Here is a 20,455-nt window from a genome sequence, read left to right as displayed (position 1 = left end):
ATTAGTATCGTTAAGAGGTTAAAGCGTATAACACAATATTCACCCCAAATCGGGTATTGTCTATTTTGTACCAGCGTTTGTTTCTAAAATCATAATCCCACTCACAGCCATAATCTTTATTGCTGTAGAGCACGCCTATTCTCCCATCTATCACAATGGCCTTAAGGTAATCGTGAACAAGGTCGTCTCCCCAACCGTTCAGTTCTTGTGAAGTGGTGGGCGGTCCATCATCAAACTCAAAGAAAATGGTATAGATTTCATGGTCGTTGGGAATTTTTTGTAGTTCTCCTGGCCCGAATATTTCTTCCATCTGGCGTTCGAACGATTTAGCAAAAAGACCGTCAATATCGTGGTTACAGTCATCGGCAAAAACAAAACCACCGTTGCGCACGTATTTTTCAAAATTTTCGCGTTCCTTTTTGGTGAACTGAACCAATTTATGGCCCGAGATATAACAGAACGGACTTTTAAAAATATCGTCGCTGGCCAGGGTAATGATTTTCTCCTGTGTATCCACTTTTAAGGTGGTGTACTCGACCAAGGAATTCAACAAATTGGAGGGCATACGCTGATCCACATCCCAATCTCCTGATTCGTACTGTAATCGTGTAAAAAAGAATTCGTTGTCCAACATTATTTGGGTCGTAGGCTAAAATCTTTGCCAAAATAAAAACTGGCAGTCAAGGATAACCTGACCACCAGTTTGTTTCAATCCTTATGGTTATACCGCGTCCGAAAGACTGGTGAAGGTAAAGTCACGAATCTTCATATAAGGTATTAAGTTTCCATCGACACGTACCTGTTGCCCAAGGGATTCCAAATTATTCAACATAATAATCGGGCTCTCGTTGAACCTAAAATTTTTGACAGGAAACTTGATTTGCCCATTTTCAATGTAGAAAGTTCCGTCCCTTGTCAAACCAGTATACAATAGGGTTTGTGGGTCTACACTTCGTATGTACCAAAAGCGTGTGACCAAGATACCTTTTTTGGTGCCTTTGATCATATCCTCAAGACTTTCGTCCCCTCCTTCCATTATCCCATTACTTGGGAATGGCACGGGATCTACGCCTTGCTTTTCTGCCCAGTATCGGCTGTAGGCCAGGTTCTTCACCACACCATTTTCTATCCAACTGGTTTTCTTTAAAGGTTGCCCTGCTCCGTTCCAAGTGGAGGTCGGTACATCGGGATGCAAGGGGTCTGACCAGATATTAACACGTTCGTCCACTATTTTTTGCCCAATTTTATTACCTCCTTCTTTTGCGGACATAAAACTTCTACCCTCATCGGCAGATCGTGCATCAAAAGATCGGAACATATTTTCCAATAGGCCAATCGATGCTGCTGGTTCCAAAATTACCGTGTACTTTCCAGGTTCTATGGCACGGGCTTCTCTGGACATTACTGCTTTGTCTATCGCCGTTTTTGATGCTTCGTCCGCATCAAACTTGGAGATGTCGTTGTAATCCCTGGTCACCCAGCCTGATCCTGTACCGTCATTGGTACGCATGGTTACTGTAAAGTCCACATCGGTAGATTGATTGTAAGCAAACAGCCCATTGGAATTGATCATGGCCGAAAACTGGGCCGAATCGTCCAAGAAACCTGCTGCGGTCACATCTTTGGCCGCTGCGGGAACAATGCTTTTATTGGCGACCTCTGCCCTGTACTCTGGTGTTACATTGGCGGTAGATTCTTTAAAAGTGATGGATTCATCATATTCCTGTGGCCCCAAAGGAGGCATAAACTCAGGATTTTCCGGTGATAATTGAGCCAGTTCTTCTGCCCTTCGCACCACTTTCTCCAAGGATGCGTCATCAAACTCGTCAATAGTTGCAGTGCCCACTTTTTTGCCAAAACTTGATTGTACCACCAAACTTTGTGTTGATCTATATCCTGCTGTGGATACGGTATTTCTTGCATATCGGATATTACCGCTGTTACTTCCACTTAGGTTTATTTCGCAGGCATCGGCCTTGGAAAAACTCAATGCCTTTTCCAAAATCTTTTTTGCTTCTTCTTTTGTATATATAGCCATTGTCTTATTATTTAATTTGAATAAACCTTAAATGGTCCTACCTGTGTTAATTACATTGACTCCGTTGAATCTTGACGTGGAGCTACCGTGTGAAACGGCACTTACCTGTGAAGGCTGCCCTTTACCATCGAAGAAGGAACCAAACAATCTGTAATCGTCCTTATCACAAATTTTGACGCAAGAATTCCAGAATTCCTGGGTATTGGATTGATAAGCTACATCATCGAGCATACCTACAATCTCACCGTCCTTGATTTCGTAGAACAGTGTTCCTCCAAACTGGAAGTTGTAACGTTGTTGGTCAATGGAGTACGAACCACGGCCCAAAATGTAGATGCCTTTGTCCACATCCTTGATCATATCCTGCAAGGAATATTTTTCCGTACCCGGTTCCAAGGAAACATTGGGCATACGTTGGAACTGCACATCTTCCCAACTTTGAGCGTAGCAGCATCCGTGCGATTCGTTTTGGTCGATCATATGCACCTGGTCGCGAATGGCCTGATAGTTCACCAAGGTTCCGTTTCTGACCAAATCCCATTTTTTGGTTTTTACGCCCTCATCGTCATAACCTACGGCGCCTAAAGATCCTACTTGAGTCTTGTCTGCAACCAAGTTTACGATGTTGCTTCCGTAATTAAAGTCTTTTGATTTCCATTTATCCAATGTAGCAAAACTGGTGCCTGCGTAATTGGCTTCATAACCCAATACACGGTCCAGTTCCAATGGGTGGCCTACAGATTCGTGAATGGTCAATCCAAGGTGGTTTGGTTCCAAAACCAAATCGTACTTACCGGCTTCAACCGATTTTGCCGTTAATTTTTGTTTGGCCTGCTTGGCCGCCATGGTGGCGTCCTCTATAATATCGTAGCTTCTGTTGTATAACGTAATGCCTTCGGGTCCGGAGAGTTTTTCCGATTCCAGGCCGTCCATGTACTCGTAGCCCATGCCCATTGGTGCGCTCAATGCCTGACGGCTCTTGAATTTACCTGCTGCACGGTCAATGGCCGTAACATTAAAGGTTGGCCAAATACGATGTACGTCTTGATCAATGTACGATCCATCGGTCGAGGCGAAATATTTTTGCTCATTCACCATAAAAAGGGCGGAATTTACAAAGTTGGCACCGTTTTCCATGGCAGCCGCATTTGCATTCAAAAGCAAATCAACTTTTTCGGAGATGGGTACTTCTTTAAAGTCCTTTTTTATGGGAGTTTTCCAAGAAACTTCGCCATGGGACTCAACTGGAGCCAATACTACGGGTTCTTTTTGAATCTTGGAATTGGCCTTGGCAATGGAAACGGCATGTTGGGTAGCCTTTTTGATGCCGTCCTCGGTCACATCATTGGTTGAGGAAAAGCCCCAAGTTCCGTTGGCGATAACCCTGATCCCAATTCCGAACGATTCTGTGTTCACCACGTTCTGAACTTTATCTTCCCTAGTAAAAACATATTGGTTCAAATATCTCCCTATTCTGGCATCTGCATAGGTGGCCCCCATGGACTTTGCCGTATTTAGGGCCACATCGGCCATTTTCTTTTTAAGTACGGTATCCATACCTGGTTCGAGTAGCGCTTCTGCAGGAATATCGTTCCCCAAAAGAAGCGAGGGCATCATCATTGCCCCTGCACCCATACCAGCGTACTGTACAAAATCTCTTCTTTTCATAAGTTAGTTGTTTGATTTACTTTTAGTTAAAATAGGTGGGTATATGTTAAAATTGGTCTGTACGAACCCATAGGTTTTAAAATTAAGTAGTGTTCCTTTAGTTTTATGTTAATTTTAACCTAAAATGCAAGAGGTGAAACCTTAATTTTCCAATACTTATCTAAGCGCTGCCATTTTTTATTTATATCACAGTTGACTGTTATTTTTTTAATAAAATGCAACCTTCATCCCTTTTTGGTATCCTTTTCCTCTTATTTGTTACAGTTTTATTGCTTTTTATTTAACAGTCAATCTTTCAGACGTTTCAAAATATTGAAACCATTAGTTAAAAAGAAGCGTTCAATCGCCCAAATAGTTTGATTAACTTGTCAATGAATTTTAATGAATCAATACAATTAATGCTCATACCCATTCTCATAGGACTTTATATTATAATTGCCCTTTTGATGGTTGTTAGCCTGCTTTTGAACGGGGTTAGGCCCAGCAAGACCTTGGCTTGGTTATTGGCCATTTTTACCATTCCCGTGGCCGGCGCTCTCCTCTATATTTTGTTCGGTAGAAACAGAAGAAAAATTAAAATGTTTTCTTTAAAAAATCAGTTTAATCCTTTGGATGAACTGGAAAATGCCCATTGCCATTCAGAAATATCCGCCAACAAACAAAAAATAACTTCCTTGATCAACAATACTTCAAAATGCCCGGTTACGTGCCTTAACGACCTGGAATTGCTGAAAGATGGTAAAAATACCTTTGAAAGTATATTTGAGGCGCTGGAAGAAGCCAAAGAACATATTCACCTACAATATTACATTTTTGAAGATGGGATTCTGGCCGATAAGCTATTGGAGGTCTTTGAACGAAAAGTAGCTGAAAATGTTACTGTGCGATTGTTGTATGATGGGATTGGCAGTTACTCCTTGAGTAAAAAATACCTTAAAAGACTAAAACAAATCGGAGTGGAAACTGCCCAATTTCTTCCTTTTAAATTTGGTAGGTTCCTTAGCGCGCTGAATTACCGAAACCACAGAAAAATTATTGTAATCGACAATAAGGTCGGTTTTACAGGCGGTATCAATATTTCGGATAAGTACCTGAAAGGGGATCCTGCATTGGGCAAATGGCACGACACCCATTTGAGGATTGAAGGTGAGGCTGTTGATTATTTGAACAGAGTTTTTGTGGGCGATTGGTATCTTGCCAGTGAAAATAAAGTGGATATAGCAGCATTCAAGGTGCACAAGGCTCCCAAAAAAGGTACTTCGCTACAAATAGTTCCCAGTGGCCCTGATGATGATTTTGATGTAATGGAGCAGGCCTTTTTTTCCATCATCAATAGTGCCGAGAAATACCTTTACATCGTTAATCCGTACATCATTCCAAACCATGCCATTTTACAAGCTCTTATTACCGCAGCATTAAGCGGGGTCGATGTGAGGATTTTAATGTCGTCCAGTACGGATATTAGACTTGTGGACTGGTGCGTTAGGGCCTATTACGAGTCGTACCTTAAGGCCGGAATCAAGATATATTTGTACGATGATGGTTTTTTGCACAGTAAAGTTATGCTGTGCGATGATGAGATTGCCAGCATTGGCACGGCAAATCTCGATAACAGGAGCCTACAGCAAAATTATGAGGCACAAGTCTTTGTTTATGACCCCGCCCTGTGCAAACGCATGAAATCTGATTTTTTAAAGGATTGCGAAAAATCCACTGTCCTAACAGATTATGAAAAATACAAAAAGAGACCTTGGATCAAAAAATTGGCACAAGGCTTTGCCAAATTGTTGAGCCCTCTGTTATAACGAGATGGTTTCGTAACCCAATTCGTTTTTACAGATTTTCCCTTCTTCCCAGCAATCGAGGTTATAAATGGTGGTCTCCGCGATTCTTTCAAGGGCTTCTTTGGTTGCGAAGGCTTGGTGGGGCGTTAAAAGTACATTGGGCAATGCGATCAATGCTTGTAAAAGCGCATCGCTTAATCCTGTTTTACTGTTATCCCTAAAGAACACACCTCTTTCATGTTCATAAACATCCGTGGCATATCCTCCGAGATGGCCATCTTTTAATGCGCTGATAACATCTTCCGTTTTTACGATGCCTCCCCTTGCCGTATTGATCAATAAAGCTCCCGGCTTCATTGCCAAGAACAATGGTTCGTAAAAAATGTGGTGTGTTTCATAATTTAAGGGCACATTTATACTGATCACATCCGATCTTCTGCACAGTTCTTCCAAAGGAAGGTACTCCAGATCATAATGATTTTCCAGATATTGGTTCCGCTTCACATCGTTGGCCACTACCTTGCATCCGAAAGCATGGAATATTTTCACCAAAATGGAACCGATTCTTCCTGTTCCCACAATGCCAACCGTTTTTCCGTTCAAATCAAACCCTACTAAATCATCCAATAAAAAATTGTGCTGTTTTACTTGGGCATTGGCCTGAATCAACTTACGGTTTAGTGCCAACAATAGCCCTACCGCATGCTCGGCTATGGTGTGGGGAGAATACTCCGGTGCATAGGCCACTTTAAGCCCTATTCGTTTGGCGGACTTAACACTGACATTGTTATAGCCCGTTGATCTTAGGGTAATGTATTTTACCCCCAGCTCCTTTAAAATCTCCAGAACCACCAAAGACGCTTCGTCGTTTGAAAAAATTGAAATGGCATCGTACCCGGCTGCCATTACTGCCGTTGTGGAGTTCAGGGTATCGGGTACGAACTTGATCTTATGCTTGTTACCATTGGATTTTTTCAGTTCTTTTATCTCAAAATCCTTGGCGCTATACACCAGTACTTTCATATGCTTTGTTTCTAAATAAACTTAGTTCAACAATCTTTTTTGCTTTTTGCGCTTGATTACGTTGGATACGATATTGAATATTTTGGTTTTGGAGTCTCTATATTTTACAAAGTAATCTTCTATCTCCTTGCCCAGATCATTATGCGTGTCCAAGTAGGCCTCCTCCATTTTTTCTTGGTTTACCTCATCTACCATAATCTGAAGTTGATTCTCGTGCAATTGCACTTTTTTGAAGAGATCCACCAAGTCCTTCTCCAATTTGTTCAAGGATTCAACTACAGGTTGTACGCTTTTGAACATATCGGAATCTATAATGTCCAATGTATAGTCCTTCACCATTTGGTTCAGAAATTTTTGTTCATCACGGGCAAATTTTAATTCAGAGGACCACCTTTTTGATTCTTCGTGCAGCTCGTCCGCACTAAACCATTCCCTAAACTTTCTTTTGTTTGATTTTGTTTCCATCATTTAAATGCTTTGAGCGGCAGATGAAAATTCATCTGCCGCGAACTCCGGTTACACTACCTCTATTACTTTTTTTTGTTCTTCCTTGGCTTCTTCCATTTTAAGGACTTTAAGCCTAAGAATACCATTTTTGTAAACTGCCTTTACTTCTTTTGATCGATCAACAGAAGCGGGCAATTGCAAGGTTCTCGTAAATGCATTGTAGTTGAATTCCCTTCGGGTGAAGTTTTCTTCCTCTTCGGTCTCTTCCTTTTCTTTTTGTGCAGAAACTTCCAATACATCATCTTTTATAGTGATATTGAAATCTTTTTTTTCAAATCCAGGTGCGGCAAATTCAATTTCAAAATCATCTTTGTGTTCCTTAACATTCATTGATGGATGGGTTTTTTCCAAATTGAAAAAATCATCATCCACAAATGCATCTCGATTGAAGAAATCAATCAATCTCTCGTTCCATGGAAATCGCTTTCCGTTCAATTTTACAAGCGACATAACTATTTAATTTACTGATTAATGAATATTTGACAATCCGACAAGTACTATATTTTACGTTACAAAACACGGTCATGTCAGTATGATGGTTTCTTTTTTTTGAGCACAGACCCTGCATAATCATAAACCTCCTTTTTAAGATTGATGTAGGCTTTTATATAATCCGTTACTTTCTTATTGAGGTTCTGGTGCTTTTGGTAGTAGTGGTCATCACATTCATCGTCTACACATTCAAAAATGCCACCAAGTCCATTTTCATGTTTCTTAATGGTTTCGGATAGTGATCTTCTTTTCCTCTTGGAAATCTTGAAATGTTCTTTGAATGTTTCCAGACGCTCGAAGAGTTTGGGAGTACATGGCTCAAATACATAGGAATCCAACAGCCCTTGGATAAAGGCCATTTCACCTTCGATAAACTGCAAATAGGATTTCCAATTTTGCAGTTCTCCGTGCATTAGCTCTATTTGTCTCTCCCTTAACATTATTATGGCCCTTTATTAAATTGCTATTGAATGTAAGGTTTGGTCGGTTATTGTGAAATGATCTAAATCATATTGATGATCTAGTTAAGTGGCATCCGGATACCGGTCATCCATTCCAAAAGATTGTTTTACCAATGCTTTGAACTGGTTCTTGGTCATGCTATCCACCGTTTTGGTGGTCTTTATCTTCGAGGCCAATTTTGGATGGTTGTCTTTTAGGGACTCTACAAATTTTTCCGGGGCTTCGGCCGGTCCAAAAATGGCTATTTGGTCCGCATCGGAAATCTGCTCGGCTATCTCTTCAAAATAATTTTTCAACTGATGCTTTTCCCGCTCAAGATATTTGCTATCCTGGATAACATCTTGCGGGCCCCATCTGGTTTTGGACCGAGACCCTCCCTTGGGGTTAAAAAATTCCAGTTCCGAGGGAATGTTAAAAAGACTTTCCTTTCCATTGTCCAATATTACTCCGTTGGCTTCTAGTTTGTCCAACCATATTCCTACTTGTTTCATAATCTCATCTTTTTTTAGTTATCGTTCAGTTCCAAAATGGGCACTTGGGGATCAAACCCTATCTTTTTTACAAGGGGATTAGAAAGGATACTCCCGAAGAACAAATGTTTTTTGTTCAAAAAGGCCACCATGTCGCAATTGTTCTCTTCTATAAACTTATTGATGCCATCACTGATCTTATCTGCGGGCAAAAAATGCATTTCATAATCTGTACCCTGTAAAATTTCTTGCAACAATTCCTTGTTCACCTCTTCTGTTCTATTGAGTTTTCCATCCTTGTCCTTATCTATGTGCACTACATTGATCTTTGCATCGTGCAATTTGGCTAGCTCTATTAAATCCCCTATTTCCTTTCTCTTAAAAGGGGTTTTATAATCCGTGGGAAAAACAATCTCCCTTGGTATTTGAAACATATAATCGTTGGGTACTGCAATAACGGGGCATTCCCGTACCTGCTCCATCACATTTACGGTATTGGTACCAAATATGCGGGCTTTGGATTCGGTAATCCCTTTGGTGCCCATTACAATAATGTCGATGTCCTTTTTGTCGATTACAATTTTAATGGCCTCGCTTAAGCTGTTGAAGGTTGTAATGGTATGGAATTGGTGCTTATTGTTTTGAGGATGAAGTTTTATGATTTGCATCAATCGTTCCATGCCTTCTTCAGATTCTTTTTTTGCCGCTTCATAATAAGGTTCCCCTATTTCGGGAACCCTCATACTGTCCAAAGTATATCCTGAAATATGAAAGGCATTGAGTATATAAAAATCGCATCGCACATTACTGTATAGTTCCAATGCGTACCTAATGGCATTCAATGCATTTTTGGAATAGTCCGTAGGCAACAAAATTCTCTTGTTCATGATGGTTTTTGTTTTAGCGAAAATTACAGTACCTCAAAATGTTATACCATGATTTTGGTCAACTGTTCGGCAGAATCAAAAAGGGTACCTTCAATTTTGTATTGAGCTCTTTTATGATGCCTTTTCCAATAAACTCCAAGAAAAAGTGATGTGGGTAATACACCATACAGAGTATATCTATACCCCAGAGATCCACGAATTCCAAAATGGTGTTCGCCTTACCATCAAATACGGGTAAAGCAACCTCTTTGGAACTGTTCTTGGAAATGGCACTGAGGAAATCGGTCTTATTTTTCTTGGCCGTCCGATTATCTTTATTTTCCTCAATCACCATGGGGACAATTGCACTATTTGTTAAACCACTAAAAAATTGGAGGGTTTTAATGTTCTTTTCCGCAATTGGTCTCGCGTAATTGGATGTAAATGCGATTTTATCGACTTTTTTAAAATCAATCTCCAAAGGAACGATCAACACGGGACAACTGGTTATCTCCCTTACCAGTTGCATGGCATTGTTTCCGAACAATATATGTTTTATCTCTTCCTTTCCTTTATTTCCGATTACGGTAAGGTCCACCTTGTTCGCTTTGGCATATTCAGCAACTCCCTTGGTCATATCGGAGCAAAGGGAAACTTTTTTAAAGCTGTGTTCTTTGTTCTCTCCCACATCTCGGACCAAACGGTGTACCAAGGCGTCCAACCCTTGGCTTGAATCCAGTTTCGCTTTTTCCATATCTGGATCATTCTCGCTACTGCACACATTTACAATATGAAATATGCATTCCTCGCCCTTGAACAACTGTGCTGCATAATACAATGCATTATAGGAATTGTTGGAAAAATCGGTGGACACTAAAATCTGTAACATGGCTTTGTTTTTTACTTATGGGTTGATGGGAAGTACTAAAAAAGGAACCTTGCTGTGAAAACCTATATTTTTGATTATCGGTTCTACAAACAGGCGTTCCAAGAACGTATGTTTGTTTTTTACCATAGCGAGCATTTCCACCGGGGTTTCTTGTTGAAACCCATTAATGGCCGCTATCAATTCTTGGTCCGGTAAATCGTAAAACTTATGGTTATGTTCCAGTAATTTACCTTGCAGATAGGTTTTATGGTCTGTCTGATCAATATTAAGCCCTTCTGGAGCAGTTACGTGCATTATGTGCAGTTTGGAGTGCCATAGTCTTGAAAATTTGAGCAGAAAATCCAGATTGACTTTTTTATAATCCACTTCATAGTCGGTGGGGAACAGAATATTACGTGGGGTTTCATATTCAAAACTAGAAGGAACGGCCAAAATTGGAATGTCCGATTTTTGGATTACATGTACCGTGTTCGATCCAAAAAGAATTTCCTTGGCGCCAGTTGCCCCTTGTGTCCCCATCACAATAAAATCTATACTTTCTTTTTGGGAAATAGATGTAATCTCGTCCGTCAACGAATTAAAGGCCGTATGGGTAACAAAAGTATGTTTTGATACATTGAACTGGGCCTGGATTCTCTCTCTGGTGTTTTCCAAGGCTTCCTCTGCCCTATATCTTTCATCATCGGGCAGGCCCAATTGCCCAGGACTACCCAGTGTATAGTCAACCCTATAAATGGCCGGGGTATAAGTATGTACCAAATAAAATGTACAGGTGGAATTCTCCAATAATTTCACCGCGTGTGAAATGGCATGGAATGCATTTTCGGAAAAATCGGTGGGCAATACTACTTTGATCATAATTCCATTATTTAAAAACCTACTGCTGTTAACAAAGCTAATTATGGTGTTGGTCAAATACTATGATTTACATCACATACCCACACCATTTTAAAGCTATAAAATAGGTTCTTAACTCCCCAAGGAATTCAAGAACAGTTAAAAACAGTGCTTATTCGTGGATCACGAAGAATGGAACTTTTGTATGGAAACTTATTTGCTCCACAATGGAATCAAAGAGGATTTGCTGGATAAAGTTTAGATTTTTGGCCACCATCACGATCATATCGATCTCACGGCTCTCCATAAAACACTGTATGGCCGGCTTAACCTTTTGGTTTGTAATGGTATGCATACTGTACGCTTCAGGTAATGTATCCTCTAGAAAATCCAAAAGGTGCTCCTTATTCTTCTCTTGCTCTTTATTTAGACTGTCCCCTTCCTTTAACGCATTCATGACCCGAAGCTTGGATTTTCCCAATTCCACCATTTCTTCCATTGGGTGTAAAATACGTAGGGAATAAAAAATATTAAAATCTGTGGGAAAAGCTATTTCCCTGGGTTTGGACAGTTTAACTTGGGCAGGAACAACAAGGGTGTTGCATTGTACTTTGGTAATAACATCACCAGCATTGCTTCCCAGTATTTTCTCTTTAATTCCCGAAGCTCCCCTGGTTCCCATTACAATCAGGTCAATGTTTTGTTCCGCTATATATTTTTTTATGGTAGAAGTAAAAAAACCGTACTCATGCAATGCAAAAAAAAAGTGGTTTGCCTCAGTGCTATGCTTCCTGCATTCCTTAACCAGGTCCAATAATTTTTTCTTTGTGTTTTCTGTGGGTGCCCCTTCAGATTCTTGAAAGGACTCTGCATCTATTTTTGTATCCAACAGCGTACCGACATAAAGCAAATAAAAATTGCACTCCATGGAACTGAACAGCACTTGGGCATACTTTAATGCCTGAATGGAGTTCTCGGAAAAATCTGTCGGAACAAGAACATTTTTCATGTGTCATAAATTATGGGCACAAGTTTATCATTCGTAGAAAAAAAAGGAATGATAAATATCACTTAAGCCATTTATGACGCATATTTTTCAATTCACGTTCTGCAATGCTTCTTTATCCAGCACCATAATGTTTCTGTTTTCTATGGTGATAAGGCCTTCGTGTTTAAAATCCGATAAAGTTCTGATGAGACTTTCCGTTGCAATACCCGCCACCCCGGCCAAGTCGCTTCGGGATATTTTTAAAGGTTCCTGTTTATCCTTGTTAATGGCCCTGCTAAACATTAAAAGGGTCTGGGCCGTTTTTTTTCTTACGGAGCTATAGGCCATTTGCAACAACTGGTTTTTAATGTTTGCCAAATCCTCGGTTATGACATCCATAAGCTCTAGGGAAACACTTTTGTTGTCTTCCAAAATACCTTTTACTTTTTCTTTGGATATTCCGGCCAATTCCACTTCTTCCATTGCCGATGCGTACTCCTGATATGGCAAGTGGTCCGTTAAAGAGGTGAATCCCAAAAAATCGTCTTCGGAGTACACCGATGTAATCAGTTCCTTTCCCTCTTCGTCCAATCCACAACTTTTTACGACCCCTTTTAAGATCAGGTACACCATGTTGGAGTGATCCCCTTTTGCATAAATGGTTTCATCTTTTTTAAAGGAAAAAATTTGACCATGGTCATCAAAAAAGTTCTTCAGTTCGTTCAACGATCTAATTTCCTGTTCCTGTGATGTTGTTTTGGGGTATTCCGCCAGGGCGGCCCCCATTTCTTTTGCCTTTTCCAACCTGCATTGAATGGCCGACAAAAGTTCCTCCTCTTCAAAAGGTTTGGTCAAGTAATCATCAGCGCCAAGGTTCATGCCCCTTCTAACATCCTGCTTCTCGGTTTTAGCGGAAACAAAGATGAAGGGAATGTAACGGGTAGTCTCAATTGATGAAAGTTGTTCCAAAACTTCATAACCGTCCATCTCTGGCATCATAATATCACATAAAACCAAATCCGGTTGTTCTTTAACAGCCTTATCCACTGCTATTTTTCCATTTGATGCCGAACACACATTAAAACCGGACAATTCCAACAGTTCAGCTACATTTTCCCGTAGCGAGGTGTCATCCTCAACCAGTAATATTTTTTTCATTTTCCTTGTTATTTATGGGTATGTACAGTGTAAACGTTGAACCTTTGCCCAATTCGCTTTTAAAAGTCACATTGGCGTTGAGGTTATGCAGGTGCTGCCTTACTATATTGAGGCCAATGCCGGTCCCTTGTACGGTGAGCACATTGCTGGCCCTATAGTATCTATCAAAGATAAAGGGTTGGTCTTCCAAAGGTATTCCCAAACCTTGATCAATAATATCAATGTAAAGGTGTCCATTTTCTTTGGTTACCACAAGCTCAATGGTCGAATCTTCCGGTGAATATTTTATGGCATTGTGCACAAGGTTGGAAAGGGCCAATCCCAAGATTTTTTCGTCAAATTCCACTTCAATCCCATCAATGTTCTCGGGATATTGAATTCGCTGCCCTTCCTTTAGGAGCATGTTGGAATCGTAGACCACTTCATTGATCAATTTACTCAAAGGGAAAGGGGACATGGAATAGTTGACCTTTCCAAGGTCCAAACGCTCTATGGACAAAAAGTCCGTAAGGATATTGTCCAAATACTTTACTTTGGATTTGATGGTACCGATGTGCTTGTCCCTTTTGTCCTGCTGTTCGGATTCGATATATTTGGACAAGAGCGAGGTAGAAGTAAGAATACTGCTCAGCGGAGTTTTAAACTCATGCGAGACCAAGGAAAGAAACTTCGTTTTCAGTTCATTCAGTTTTTTCTCTGCTTGGAGTGCCTGCTTTAACTGTTGTGTTCGCTCTTCTACCTTGTTTTCCAGTTGTTGGGTATAGTTTTTTCTTTCCGTAATGTCCAGCACAATGGCTACGCATACCTCTTGCTTGCCCAATAATGATAATTGTAGGTGTACCTCAACTGGATAAGTGGAACCATCTTTTCGTTTGTGGATCGTTTCAAAAATTACTTTTTCTTTTCTTTTGGATAGCAAGGGGGACACCAGCCTACGAAATACATCTTCTGTAAGTGCTGGTTTAATGTCCATTACCGACATTTGGCCCAGCTCTTCCATACTATACCCCAAATTGTGTTGAGCGCCTCGGTTTACGTTGATAAAAACAAACGATTCAGCATCAAAAACATAAATTTCGTTAAGGGATTCATCAAAAATTCGGAACCAATGGTCCATTGCCTCTTTGGCCTTCTTTTGCTCGGTAATATCCATGATCAGGGCCAACACATATTTGCGTTGGCGCAATTGGAACGGGTTTAGGCTTATCTCCAAAGGAAATTCACTGCCATCCTTGCGCTTGCCCACCAAATCCTTGCCCTTTCCCATCTGCCTGGCCTTGCCCTCACTCATAAAGTTATTGGCCAATCCCGTATGGTGATTCCTTACTTTATCGGGAAGCAATAATTGCATTGGTTTACCGACAAGTTCACCCTCGGGATAACCGAACATTTTATCGGTGGTAGTGTTGCTGGCAGTAATCATTTGTTGTTCATCAACAACAAGGATGCCTTCCGAGATTACCTCCGATAACATCCTTAGCACGTTACTTTTTTCAAATACTTCCAAAACGAAAAATGAATTTACTGATTTTGGTCATGGGGGGAAAGCTTTTACAAGACTATATTTAAACTTTTACAACTAAATTTAAGAAAATGTTGGAATCTAAGAAAAAGCTCGGAAACGAACTTTATCAAAGTTTGGGAAAATTGTTCTATGCCATGGCCATGGCAGATCACAGCATTCATGTACAGGAAATGGAAAAGCTCAACGAAGTGGTTCGCGATTATTGGCTAGAGGTCGATGATATTGAAGATGAATATGGTACGGATGCCTCTTTTCAAATTGTGTCCGTTTTTGATTGGCTACTGGAATATGAAAAGGACGGCGAAGAAATTTATGAGGAATTCGAAGCTTTCTATACCGACAATAAGATGCTGTTTACCCCCCAGATCAAAAATCTGGCCATGTCCACATCGAGGGCCATTACCGCTTCTTTTTCGGGGAGCAATAAGGCGGAACTCATTTTATTGGGGCGTTTGCAATTGCTCTTCAACAATTGATCATAGTTTAATGGTCATTACAGGTAATTTGGCATGGTTGGATACATTTTCCGCTAAACTTCCCACTACAAAATGGGCCAAACCTTTTCTTCCATGGGTTGGAATGACCAATAGATCGGCACCCTTCTCATTACAATATTTAAAGATTCCCCGTTCTAAACTTGGGTGGCTGTAAAAATTGATTTGAACATCATTGCCCAACTCTTTTTTGAAGGCTTCCATTCTTTTCTCCACGATATCGTACCCTATAAAGTTTGCCCCGGTGGTATTGATATATACGACTTCCAAACTGGCCTTGTATAATTTGGCAAATGCATCTGCTTTCTTGTAAACCGAAATGTTTTCCTTGGCTAAATCACTGGCCATTACTATTCTTTTTATTGTAAAATCTTCGTGCTGATCTTTGATTACAATTACGGGGACATCCGCGGTGCGAACCACCTTTTCTGTATTGGAGCCAACGAACAGTTCACTAAAACCACTTGTTCCGTGCGAGCCCATTACGATCAAATCACAATTTTTCTCCCCAGCTACAATGCCTACCTCCTCAAAATCTTTATAATTTTGGATAATTGCTTCTAAAGAAATCTCTTTCATATACTCTTTTTCCGTATACTGCTTGATTTTTTCTTTGGCCTGATTTAGATAATATTTGGCCTCGGCTTCCTCCGCTATTTCAGAATTGGCCAAAACAGAATCCGATACACCGATCATATGGAGCAACACAATGCCAGCTCCATGCTGTTTTGCAATTTTTGAAGCTACTTCTAGGGCGTATTCGGAATGTTTGGAAAAATCGACAGGTACCAATATTTTTTTCATGACTTTCGATGTTAAGGCAAAATGGTTCTCTTTTAAAAAAAGAGGGATGAACCATCTCCATTTGTTACATTTTCCCTTAAAGGTAAGATGGAGATGTAACAACTCCTATGATCTTGGTCACATCTAAAATTGATAGAGTGTTTACTTGAATGTGTCCAGCTTCTTTTTAAGCGAGGCCACTTCTTCTTGTAAACTTTCCACTTGCCCTAAAAGATGATGGATAGCTTGAATTCCTTCGGGGTTTATATCCAACTCCTTATGCAGGCGCACCATTTTTTCCAGAAGCGGTAAATCCTCAACATGAAGCTTTCCCTCATCTTCTTCGTATGCTATTTGTAAAATCTCGTATTCGTACATGGAGTAAACAAAAGATTCCCCAACCCCATGGCATTCACAAAAAGTTTTAATGGATATGTAATTCTCTTGTTTCATGTTTTTTTATTCTAGGTTGGTTTTCTCCAAAGATTCAAAAAGCGATTGCTGTTCTTGGGTCAAGTTCTTGGGTATTTTTACCGTATAGGTGAGGTACAAATCCCCAAACTGGCCTTCCTTCTTGTATTTTGGAAAGCCTTTACCTTTAAGTTTCACCTTGGTGCCGTTATCCGTGCCAGGGGCCACTTTTAATTTTACTTTCCCGGTCAAGGTCTCCACCTGTATTTCTCCCCCAAGTACGGCCTTTACCAAAGGTATCTGTACTGTTTTGTACAAATTTGCCCCATCGCGTTTAAATGCGGTATTGTTGGTAATGGAAAACGTAATGTACAGGTCGCCAGCAGGGCCACCTTCGATCCCTGGCCCACCGTGCCCTTTTATTTTGATGGTCTGTCCATCTTCAATACCAGCGGGAATGGTCAAGCGGATATTTTTCCCATTTACGGTGATTGTCTGTTTTTGGGTAGTGTATACATCCATCAAGGACAATTGGAGTTGGGCGTTGTAATCCTGCCCCCTAAAACGAACCCTTTGCCTTCCTGAGCCAAATCCAGATGCTCCCCCTCCGAACATGGATTCAAAAAAGTCCGAAAAATCTTGAGCAGACCCTCCAGAGCGACTGTAGGTATAGCCTGAATAATCCCCACCTCGACTTTGTTGAGCTCTTGACCGTTTCGCTTTCTCAAACTCTTCTGCATGCTGCCAATCTTTTCCGTACTCGTCGTATTTTTTCCTTTTCTCGGGGTCCGAGAGTACTTCGTTGGCCTCATTAACGCGCTTAAAGTTTTTCTCCGCCTCCTCGTCGTTGGGATTTAGATCGGGATGGTATTTTCTTGCGAGCTTACGGTATGCTTTTTTAATTTCGTCGGTAGGTGCTTTTTTATCTACCCCCAATACTTTGTAATAATCAATAAAATCCATAGGCGATACAGAAATCTGAATTCGTAATACCTCACATCACTCTTTCAAATTTCGTCAAAAATCTTCTTTTTTTACAATGACCTTTATCAGTATCCAAACTGACACTTTTAGCCAACGTTTTTCATTTTTATATCTTGCCAACAACATTTACCTTTAAGAAGACGCAATTTCCAAATAATGATCGTCCATCAGTTTGACCAGACCAATTCCATCATGAATACTTTTATTTCAGAAATCAGGGATGTAGAAATCCAGAAAGATCCCATGCGTTTTCGACGCAATATTGAACGTATCGGTGAGATTCTGGCCTACGAACTCAGCAAAACCTTGGATTATGGGGAAAGCGAAGTGAAAACTCCCTTGGGCGTTAAAAAATCGTTTTTATGTTCGGACAACTTAGTGCTCTGTTCGGTACTGCGGGCCGGCCTCCCATTGCACCATGGTATTTTAAGTTATTTTGATGGAGCCGAAAATGCCTTTATTTCGGCATATCGCCATCATCCAAACAACGATGATGATTTTGAAGTCATCGTGAAATATTTGGCCGCGCCATCATTGGATGGTAAAATTTTGGTGTTGACCGACCCCATGCTGGCCACAGGTAAAACTTTGGAAAATGTGCTCGGCGCCCTTAAAAGTTATGGAACCCCCAAGCAAATTCACATTATATCGGTAATCGGCTCCAAATCTGGTGTAGCAAAGGTTGAAAAGGTTTTTCCAAAGGACACACAACTTTGGATCGCTGCCGTTGATGAAGGCCTTACCAGCAAAGGTTATATTGTACCCGGACTTGGTGATGCAGGCGATTTAAGTTACGGAGTAAAATTATGATGCATTACAAAATCACCTCAACAACCTCGTGCATTTTGGGAATATGACAATTCCAACCTAATTTTTGTTGGATTTTTTCCTTGTATGCCTCCATGGCAGATTTTTCCCCATGTACCAAAAACACTTTTTCAGGAACATTTTTTATAGATCCCATCCACATCAACAGTTCCGATTGGTCCGCATGTGCCGATAGGCTTTCCAGATGATGGACTTTGGCTTTAATGGGGACATATTTTCCGTAAATTTTAAGTTCCGTTGCTCCTTCGAGCAACTTTCTTCCCCTTGTTTCCTCAGCTTGAAACCCAACAAGTAAAATGGAAGTGGAATCCAGGTCCGCCAATTGCTTTATGTACGTGAGAACCCTACCTCCCGTAACCATTCCGCTACCTGCAATCACAATTTTTGGTCTGGGATCATCAATAGTCTCCCAAGTTTCGGCGTAGGAGCTCACTATATTGATATGGTTGTACATATTTCTGTATTCCGCCGATGTTAGCTTGTGCCAGTTGGGAAAACTCTTGAATACTTCCAATACATTGTTCCCCATGGGGCTATCCACAAAAATGGGAATATTGGGTATCTTGTTCTTCTTGTAAAGCTTCCACAATTGGTACATTAGGGATTGTAAACGTTCCACCGCAAAGGAAGGAATGATCAAAATACCTTTTTTATGTAAAGTCTCTTTTACGAGTTCCGTTAAGATCTGCTCTACATTTTCTTTAGGATGATCCCTATCGCCATAGGTGCTTTCCACAAACAAATAGTCTGCCCGCTCCGGTTGTTTTGGCGGGTTGAGCAATTCATCGTTTTGCCTGCCGACATCACCTGAAAACACAAATCGTTTTCCATAGAGATCCATATCTAAATAGGTAGAACCAATAATGTGCCCATTGTACAAAAATGTTACGGAACAATGGTCCGAAAGGGAGATCTCCTCTCCCTCCTCGACTTGTTCAAAAAACTTCAAGGTAAAAGCAACATCCTGTTTTGTATACAATGGCAGGGCAGGATCATGCTTGCTGTATTTTTCTTCATTGGCCCTCTCCGCTTCTTCCTCCTGTATTTTGGCACTATCCTCCAATATGATGCGGGCAATTTCCAAGGTGGGGCCAGTTCCGAGTATCTTTCCCCTGAATCCTTGTCGGACCAGAAGCGGTAAATATCCGCAATGGTCCAAATGTCCGTGGGTAAGCAGCACATAATCCATTTGCGAAGCATCTACAGGCAGCGACTCCCAATTTTGTTTTCGTAATTCTTTTACACCCTGAAACAGACCACAATCCACCAAAATTTTGATTTCTTCGGAGTGCAGGTAAAATTTTGAACCTGTCACCGTTTCCGAAGCACCTAAAAAATAAATTTGAAGTTTTTTCATCCGTTTACGAATTACAAAGTGATTTCATTTCTTTCAGAATCCGTTGTTTTCTGCCATTGGAAACCCCCAAATGGTCGAGCAAAAAGCTATTCTTTATCAATTGCCTGCACAGTACAATGTCACGCTCCAACAAAAATTGCTTTTCCCTATTGGACAATAATGTTGAAACCGTGATGGGGTATAATCGCAATCTGTCTATTCTTTCCTTAAGGCCATTTCCATGCGGATAATCCCAGCTTAAAAGATAGAGCCCGACACATTTCCCATATTCGAGGGCATCTTGCGTAAAACGGGTATTGGTGGCCAACCAACCTTTGGTTTCCTTAAAGTCCTTATTGTTTTGGGACTCCAAAGGCAACTTAACATCTTGGTACCTGGAATGTATATACAAGGGAATCTTTACATTGCATTTTAGTCCATCCTCACTGTGAAACTTGCACTCGATAATGTTCAAGGTTTCGTTTTTTATGGCCAAAACATCAATTTCGTGAGACACACAACTGCCTTGCAGCACTTCTCCTACTTTGGTTTGATAACCGGAATAATGTAAAATACCGCCCACAAATTTCTCAAAAGGGAAGCCAGTTGGGCCAAGTTCGTAAATGGCTTTTTTCAGTTTGTATTTTGATGCATAGACCGATTCCTTTTTCTTTAAAAGAGCAAAGGCCCGGTTGTAAATTTCGCGAGTGGTGATACCTTGGTAAAGTTCATCTTGCACACGCTGTACAATGTCCTCTACCAATGCTTCCGAAGCTCCACTGAATTGAAGGGAATTCTTGAGTTTTTCCATGGAAAAATCCACTTTTTCCCCTGTGGACTTTGTAATATGAAACTGCTTTGTTGCCATACCTCTAAAATACGCAACCTTTTAGTTACCGTCCTCAAATTTGA

The 20,455-nt window shown here is 40.7% G+C and carries 22 protein-coding genes; 3 read left to right on the top strand and 19 right to left on the bottom strand.

Annotated features, from left to right (window positions below):
- Nucleotides 1-10 precede the first annotated feature (10 nt).
- The 3 genes from AC13CS_RS09635 to AC13CS_RS09625 all read right to left on the bottom strand — a co-directional run bounded on the left by AC13CS_RS09635 (nucleotide 11) and on the right by AC13CS_RS09625 (nucleotide 3,706).
- Nucleotides 11-631, bottom strand: coding sequence for a DUF4159 domain-containing protein (locus AC13CS_RS09635; protein WP_100818938.1), 621 nt, complete (start codon nucleotides 629-631; stop codon nucleotides 11-13).
- A 90-nt stretch (nucleotides 632-721) separates the two neighbouring features.
- Complete coding sequence (locus tag AC13CS_RS09630) at nucleotides 722-2,038, bottom strand: TldD/PmbA family protein (RefSeq protein ID WP_293162460.1); 1,317 nt, start codon at nucleotides 2,036-2,038, stop codon at nucleotides 722-724.
- Nucleotides 2,039-2,065: 27 nt separating this feature from the next.
- A complete protein-coding gene (locus AC13CS_RS09625) occupies nucleotides 2,066-3,706 on the bottom strand; it encodes a TldD/PmbA family protein (protein WP_293162457.1) in 1,641 nt (546 codons plus the stop codon).
- Between the two features lie 398 nt (nucleotides 3,707-4,104).
- Here AC13CS_RS09625 and cls point away from each other — a divergent pair, with 398 nt between their 5' ends.
- On the top strand, nucleotides 4,105-5,511 hold the full coding sequence (gene cls, locus AC13CS_RS09620) for a cardiolipin synthase (RefSeq protein ID WP_293162454.1): 1,407 nt from the start codon (nucleotides 4,105-4,107) through the stop codon (nucleotides 5,509-5,511).
- Here cls and AC13CS_RS09615 read toward each other — a convergent pair.
- The 11 genes from AC13CS_RS09615 to AC13CS_RS09565 all read right to left on the bottom strand — a co-directional run bounded on the left by AC13CS_RS09615 (nucleotide 5,506) and on the right by AC13CS_RS09565 (nucleotide 14,689).
- Complete coding sequence (locus AC13CS_RS09615; RefSeq protein ID WP_293162451.1) at nucleotides 5,506-6,513, bottom strand: 2-hydroxyacid dehydrogenase; 1,008 nt, start codon at nucleotides 6,511-6,513, stop codon at nucleotides 5,506-5,508. The two genes, cls and AC13CS_RS09615, sit on opposite strands and share 6 nt — an antisense overlap.
- A gap of 21 nt (nucleotides 6,514-6,534) precedes the next feature.
- Nucleotides 6,535-6,981 (bottom strand): hypothetical protein, encoded by a 447-nt coding sequence (locus AC13CS_RS09610; protein WP_293162450.1) that lies wholly within the window; start codon nucleotides 6,979-6,981, stop codon nucleotides 6,535-6,537.
- A 48-nt stretch (nucleotides 6,982-7,029) separates the two neighbouring features.
- The gene (locus tag AC13CS_RS09605) at nucleotides 7,030-7,470 is read right to left on the bottom strand and encodes an Hsp20/alpha crystallin family protein (protein ID WP_293162447.1); all 441 of its coding nucleotides are present in this window, start codon (nucleotides 7,468-7,470) and stop codon (nucleotides 7,030-7,032) included.
- 77 nt (nucleotides 7,471-7,547) lie between these two features.
- Nucleotides 7,548-7,925, bottom strand: coding sequence for a hypothetical protein (locus AC13CS_RS09600; protein ID WP_293162444.1), 378 nt, complete (start codon nucleotides 7,923-7,925; stop codon nucleotides 7,548-7,550).
- A gap of 111 nt (nucleotides 7,926-8,036) precedes the next feature.
- A complete protein-coding gene (locus tag AC13CS_RS09595) occupies nucleotides 8,037-8,465 on the bottom strand; it encodes a hypothetical protein (protein WP_014034156.1) in 429 nt (142 codons plus the stop codon).
- A 14-nt stretch (nucleotides 8,466-8,479) separates the two neighbouring features.
- Complete coding sequence (locus tag AC13CS_RS09590) at nucleotides 8,480-9,331, bottom strand: universal stress protein (RefSeq protein ID WP_293162437.1); 852 nt, start codon at nucleotides 9,329-9,331, stop codon at nucleotides 8,480-8,482.
- A gap of 58 nt (nucleotides 9,332-9,389) precedes the next feature.
- Complete coding sequence (locus AC13CS_RS09585) at nucleotides 9,390-10,199, bottom strand: universal stress protein (RefSeq protein ID WP_293162434.1); 810 nt, start codon at nucleotides 10,197-10,199, stop codon at nucleotides 9,390-9,392.
- 15 nt (nucleotides 10,200-10,214) lie between these two features.
- The gene (locus AC13CS_RS09580) at nucleotides 10,215-11,057 is read right to left on the bottom strand and encodes a universal stress protein (RefSeq protein WP_293162431.1); all 843 of its coding nucleotides are present in this window, start codon (nucleotides 11,055-11,057) and stop codon (nucleotides 10,215-10,217) included.
- Nucleotides 11,058-11,208: 151 nt separating this feature from the next.
- On the bottom strand, nucleotides 11,209-12,045 hold the full coding sequence (locus AC13CS_RS09575; RefSeq protein WP_293162428.1) for a universal stress protein: 837 nt from the start codon (nucleotides 12,043-12,045) through the stop codon (nucleotides 11,209-11,211).
- A gap of 87 nt (nucleotides 12,046-12,132) precedes the next feature.
- Nucleotides 12,133-13,182 carry a response regulator gene (locus AC13CS_RS09570; RefSeq protein WP_293162425.1) on the bottom strand — a complete coding sequence of 350 codons (1,050 nt, stop codon included), beginning with the start codon at nucleotides 13,180-13,182 and terminating at the stop codon, nucleotides 12,133-12,135.
- The gene (locus tag AC13CS_RS09565) at nucleotides 13,160-14,689 is read right to left on the bottom strand and encodes a PAS domain S-box protein (RefSeq protein WP_313790325.1); all 1,530 of its coding nucleotides are present in this window, start codon (nucleotides 14,687-14,689) and stop codon (nucleotides 13,160-13,162) included. Before AC13CS_RS09565 ends, AC13CS_RS09570 begins: the two co-directional genes overlap by 23 nt.
- Nucleotides 14,690-14,775: 86 nt before the next feature.
- On the opposite strand from AC13CS_RS09565, the gene AC13CS_RS09560 reads away from it, so the two are divergent.
- On the top strand, nucleotides 14,776-15,183 hold the full coding sequence (locus AC13CS_RS09560) for a hypothetical protein (protein WP_293162422.1): 408 nt from the start codon (nucleotides 14,776-14,778) through the stop codon (nucleotides 15,181-15,183).
- Here the strand turns inward: AC13CS_RS09560 and AC13CS_RS09555 are convergent, their stop codons facing one another.
- The 3 genes from AC13CS_RS09555 to AC13CS_RS09545 all read right to left on the bottom strand — a co-directional run bounded on the left by AC13CS_RS09555 (nucleotide 15,184) and on the right by AC13CS_RS09545 (nucleotide 17,358).
- On the bottom strand, nucleotides 15,184-16,005 hold the full coding sequence (locus AC13CS_RS09555; protein WP_163626426.1) for a universal stress protein: 822 nt from the start codon (nucleotides 16,003-16,005) through the stop codon (nucleotides 15,184-15,186).
- Between the two features lie 141 nt (nucleotides 16,006-16,146).
- Complete coding sequence (locus AC13CS_RS09550; RefSeq protein WP_163626425.1) at nucleotides 16,147-16,437, bottom strand: chaperone modulator CbpM; 291 nt, start codon at nucleotides 16,435-16,437, stop codon at nucleotides 16,147-16,149.
- A gap of 6 nt (nucleotides 16,438-16,443) precedes the next feature.
- On the bottom strand, nucleotides 16,444-17,358 hold the full coding sequence (locus tag AC13CS_RS09545) for a J domain-containing protein (RefSeq protein ID WP_293162415.1): 915 nt from the start codon (nucleotides 17,356-17,358) through the stop codon (nucleotides 16,444-16,446).
- Between the two features lie 177 nt (nucleotides 17,359-17,535).
- Between AC13CS_RS09545 and upp the strand changes: the two genes are divergently transcribed.
- Entirely contained in the window at nucleotides 17,536-18,189 is a 654-nt protein-coding gene (gene upp, locus AC13CS_RS09540; protein ID WP_293162412.1) for a uracil phosphoribosyltransferase, read from the top strand.
- 4 nt (nucleotides 18,190-18,193) lie between these two features.
- Here the strand turns inward: upp and AC13CS_RS09535 are convergent, their stop codons facing one another.
- Both AC13CS_RS09535 and AC13CS_RS09530 read right to left on the bottom strand, forming a co-directional pair.
- The gene (locus AC13CS_RS09535; RefSeq protein ID WP_293162409.1) at nucleotides 18,194-19,564 is read right to left on the bottom strand and encodes an MBL fold metallo-hydrolase; all 1,371 of its coding nucleotides are present in this window, start codon (nucleotides 19,562-19,564) and stop codon (nucleotides 18,194-18,196) included.
- A gap of 4 nt (nucleotides 19,565-19,568) precedes the next feature.
- The gene (locus AC13CS_RS09530; protein WP_293162406.1) at nucleotides 19,569-20,411 is read right to left on the bottom strand and encodes an ATP cone domain-containing protein; all 843 of its coding nucleotides are present in this window, start codon (nucleotides 20,409-20,411) and stop codon (nucleotides 19,569-19,571) included.
- Between the last annotated feature and the right edge of the window lie 44 nt (nucleotides 20,412-20,455).

The organism is Flagellimonas sp. B-3, from assembly GCF_056857835.1.
This window is presented reverse-complemented; position numbering and strand designations above follow the sequence as displayed.

Bases quoted from the DNA above. Each gene is read 5' to 3' on its own strand.
- AC13CS_RS09545 (WP_293162415.1), bottom strand. From the start codon at position 17,358: ATGGATTTTATTGATTATTACAAAGTATTGGGGGTAGATAAAAAAGCA.
- upp (WP_293162412.1), top strand. From the start codon at position 17,536: ATGATCGTCCATCAGTTTGACCAGACCAATTCCATCATGAATACTTTT.
- AC13CS_RS09625 (WP_293162457.1), bottom strand. From the start codon at position 3,706: ATGAAAAGAAGAGATTTTGTACAGTACGCTGGTATGGGTGCAGGGGCA.
- AC13CS_RS09555 (WP_163626426.1), bottom strand. From the start codon at position 16,005: ATGAAAAAAATATTGGTACCTGTCGATTTTTCCAAACATTCCGAATAC.
- AC13CS_RS09605 (WP_293162447.1), bottom strand. From the start codon at position 7,470: ATGTCGCTTGTAAAATTGAACGGAAAGCGATTTCCATGGAACGAGAGA.
- AC13CS_RS09570 (WP_293162425.1), bottom strand. From the start codon at position 13,182: ATGAAAAAAATATTACTGGTTGAGGATGACACCTCGCTACGGGAAAAT.
- AC13CS_RS09595 (WP_014034156.1), bottom strand. From the start codon at position 8,465: ATGAAACAAGTAGGAATATGGTTGGACAAACTAGAAGCCAACGGAGTA.
- AC13CS_RS09550 (WP_163626425.1), bottom strand. From the start codon at position 16,437: ATGAAACAAGAGAATTACATATCCATTAAAACTTTTTGTGAATGCCAT.
- AC13CS_RS09590 (WP_293162437.1), bottom strand. From the start codon at position 9,331: ATGAACAAGAGAATTTTGTTGCCTACGGACTATTCCAAAAATGCATTG.
- AC13CS_RS09630 (WP_293162460.1), bottom strand. From the start codon at position 2,038: ATGGCTATATATACAAAAGAAGAAGCAAAAAAGATTTTGGAAAAGGCA.
- AC13CS_RS09530 (WP_293162406.1), bottom strand. From the start codon at position 20,411: ATGGCAACAAAGCAGTTTCATATTACAAAGTCCACAGGGGAAAAAGTG.
- AC13CS_RS09560 (WP_293162422.1), top strand. From the start codon at position 14,776: ATGTTGGAATCTAAGAAAAAGCTCGGAAACGAACTTTATCAAAGTTTG.
- AC13CS_RS09610 (WP_293162450.1), bottom strand. From the start codon at position 6,981: ATGATGGAAACAAAATCAAACAAAAGAAAGTTTAGGGAATGGTTTAGT.
- AC13CS_RS09580 (WP_293162431.1), bottom strand. From the start codon at position 11,057: ATGATCAAAGTAGTATTGCCCACCGATTTTTCCGAAAATGCATTCCAT.
- AC13CS_RS09575 (WP_293162428.1), bottom strand. From the start codon at position 12,045: ATGAAAAATGTTCTTGTTCCGACAGATTTTTCCGAGAACTCCATTCAG.
- AC13CS_RS09600 (WP_293162444.1), bottom strand. From the start codon at position 7,925: ATGCACGGAGAACTGCAAAATTGGAAATCCTATTTGCAGTTTATCGAA.
- AC13CS_RS09585 (WP_293162434.1), bottom strand. From the start codon at position 10,199: ATGTTACAGATTTTAGTGTCCACCGATTTTTCCAACAATTCCTATAAT.
- cls (WP_293162454.1), top strand. From the start codon at position 4,105: ATGCTCATACCCATTCTCATAGGACTTTATATTATAATTGCCCTTTTG.
- AC13CS_RS09535 (WP_293162409.1), bottom strand. From the start codon at position 19,564: ATGAAAAAACTTCAAATTTATTTTTTAGGTGCTTCGGAAACGGTGACA.
- AC13CS_RS09615 (WP_293162451.1), bottom strand. From the start codon at position 6,513: ATGAAAGTACTGGTGTATAGCGCCAAGGATTTTGAGATAAAAGAACTG.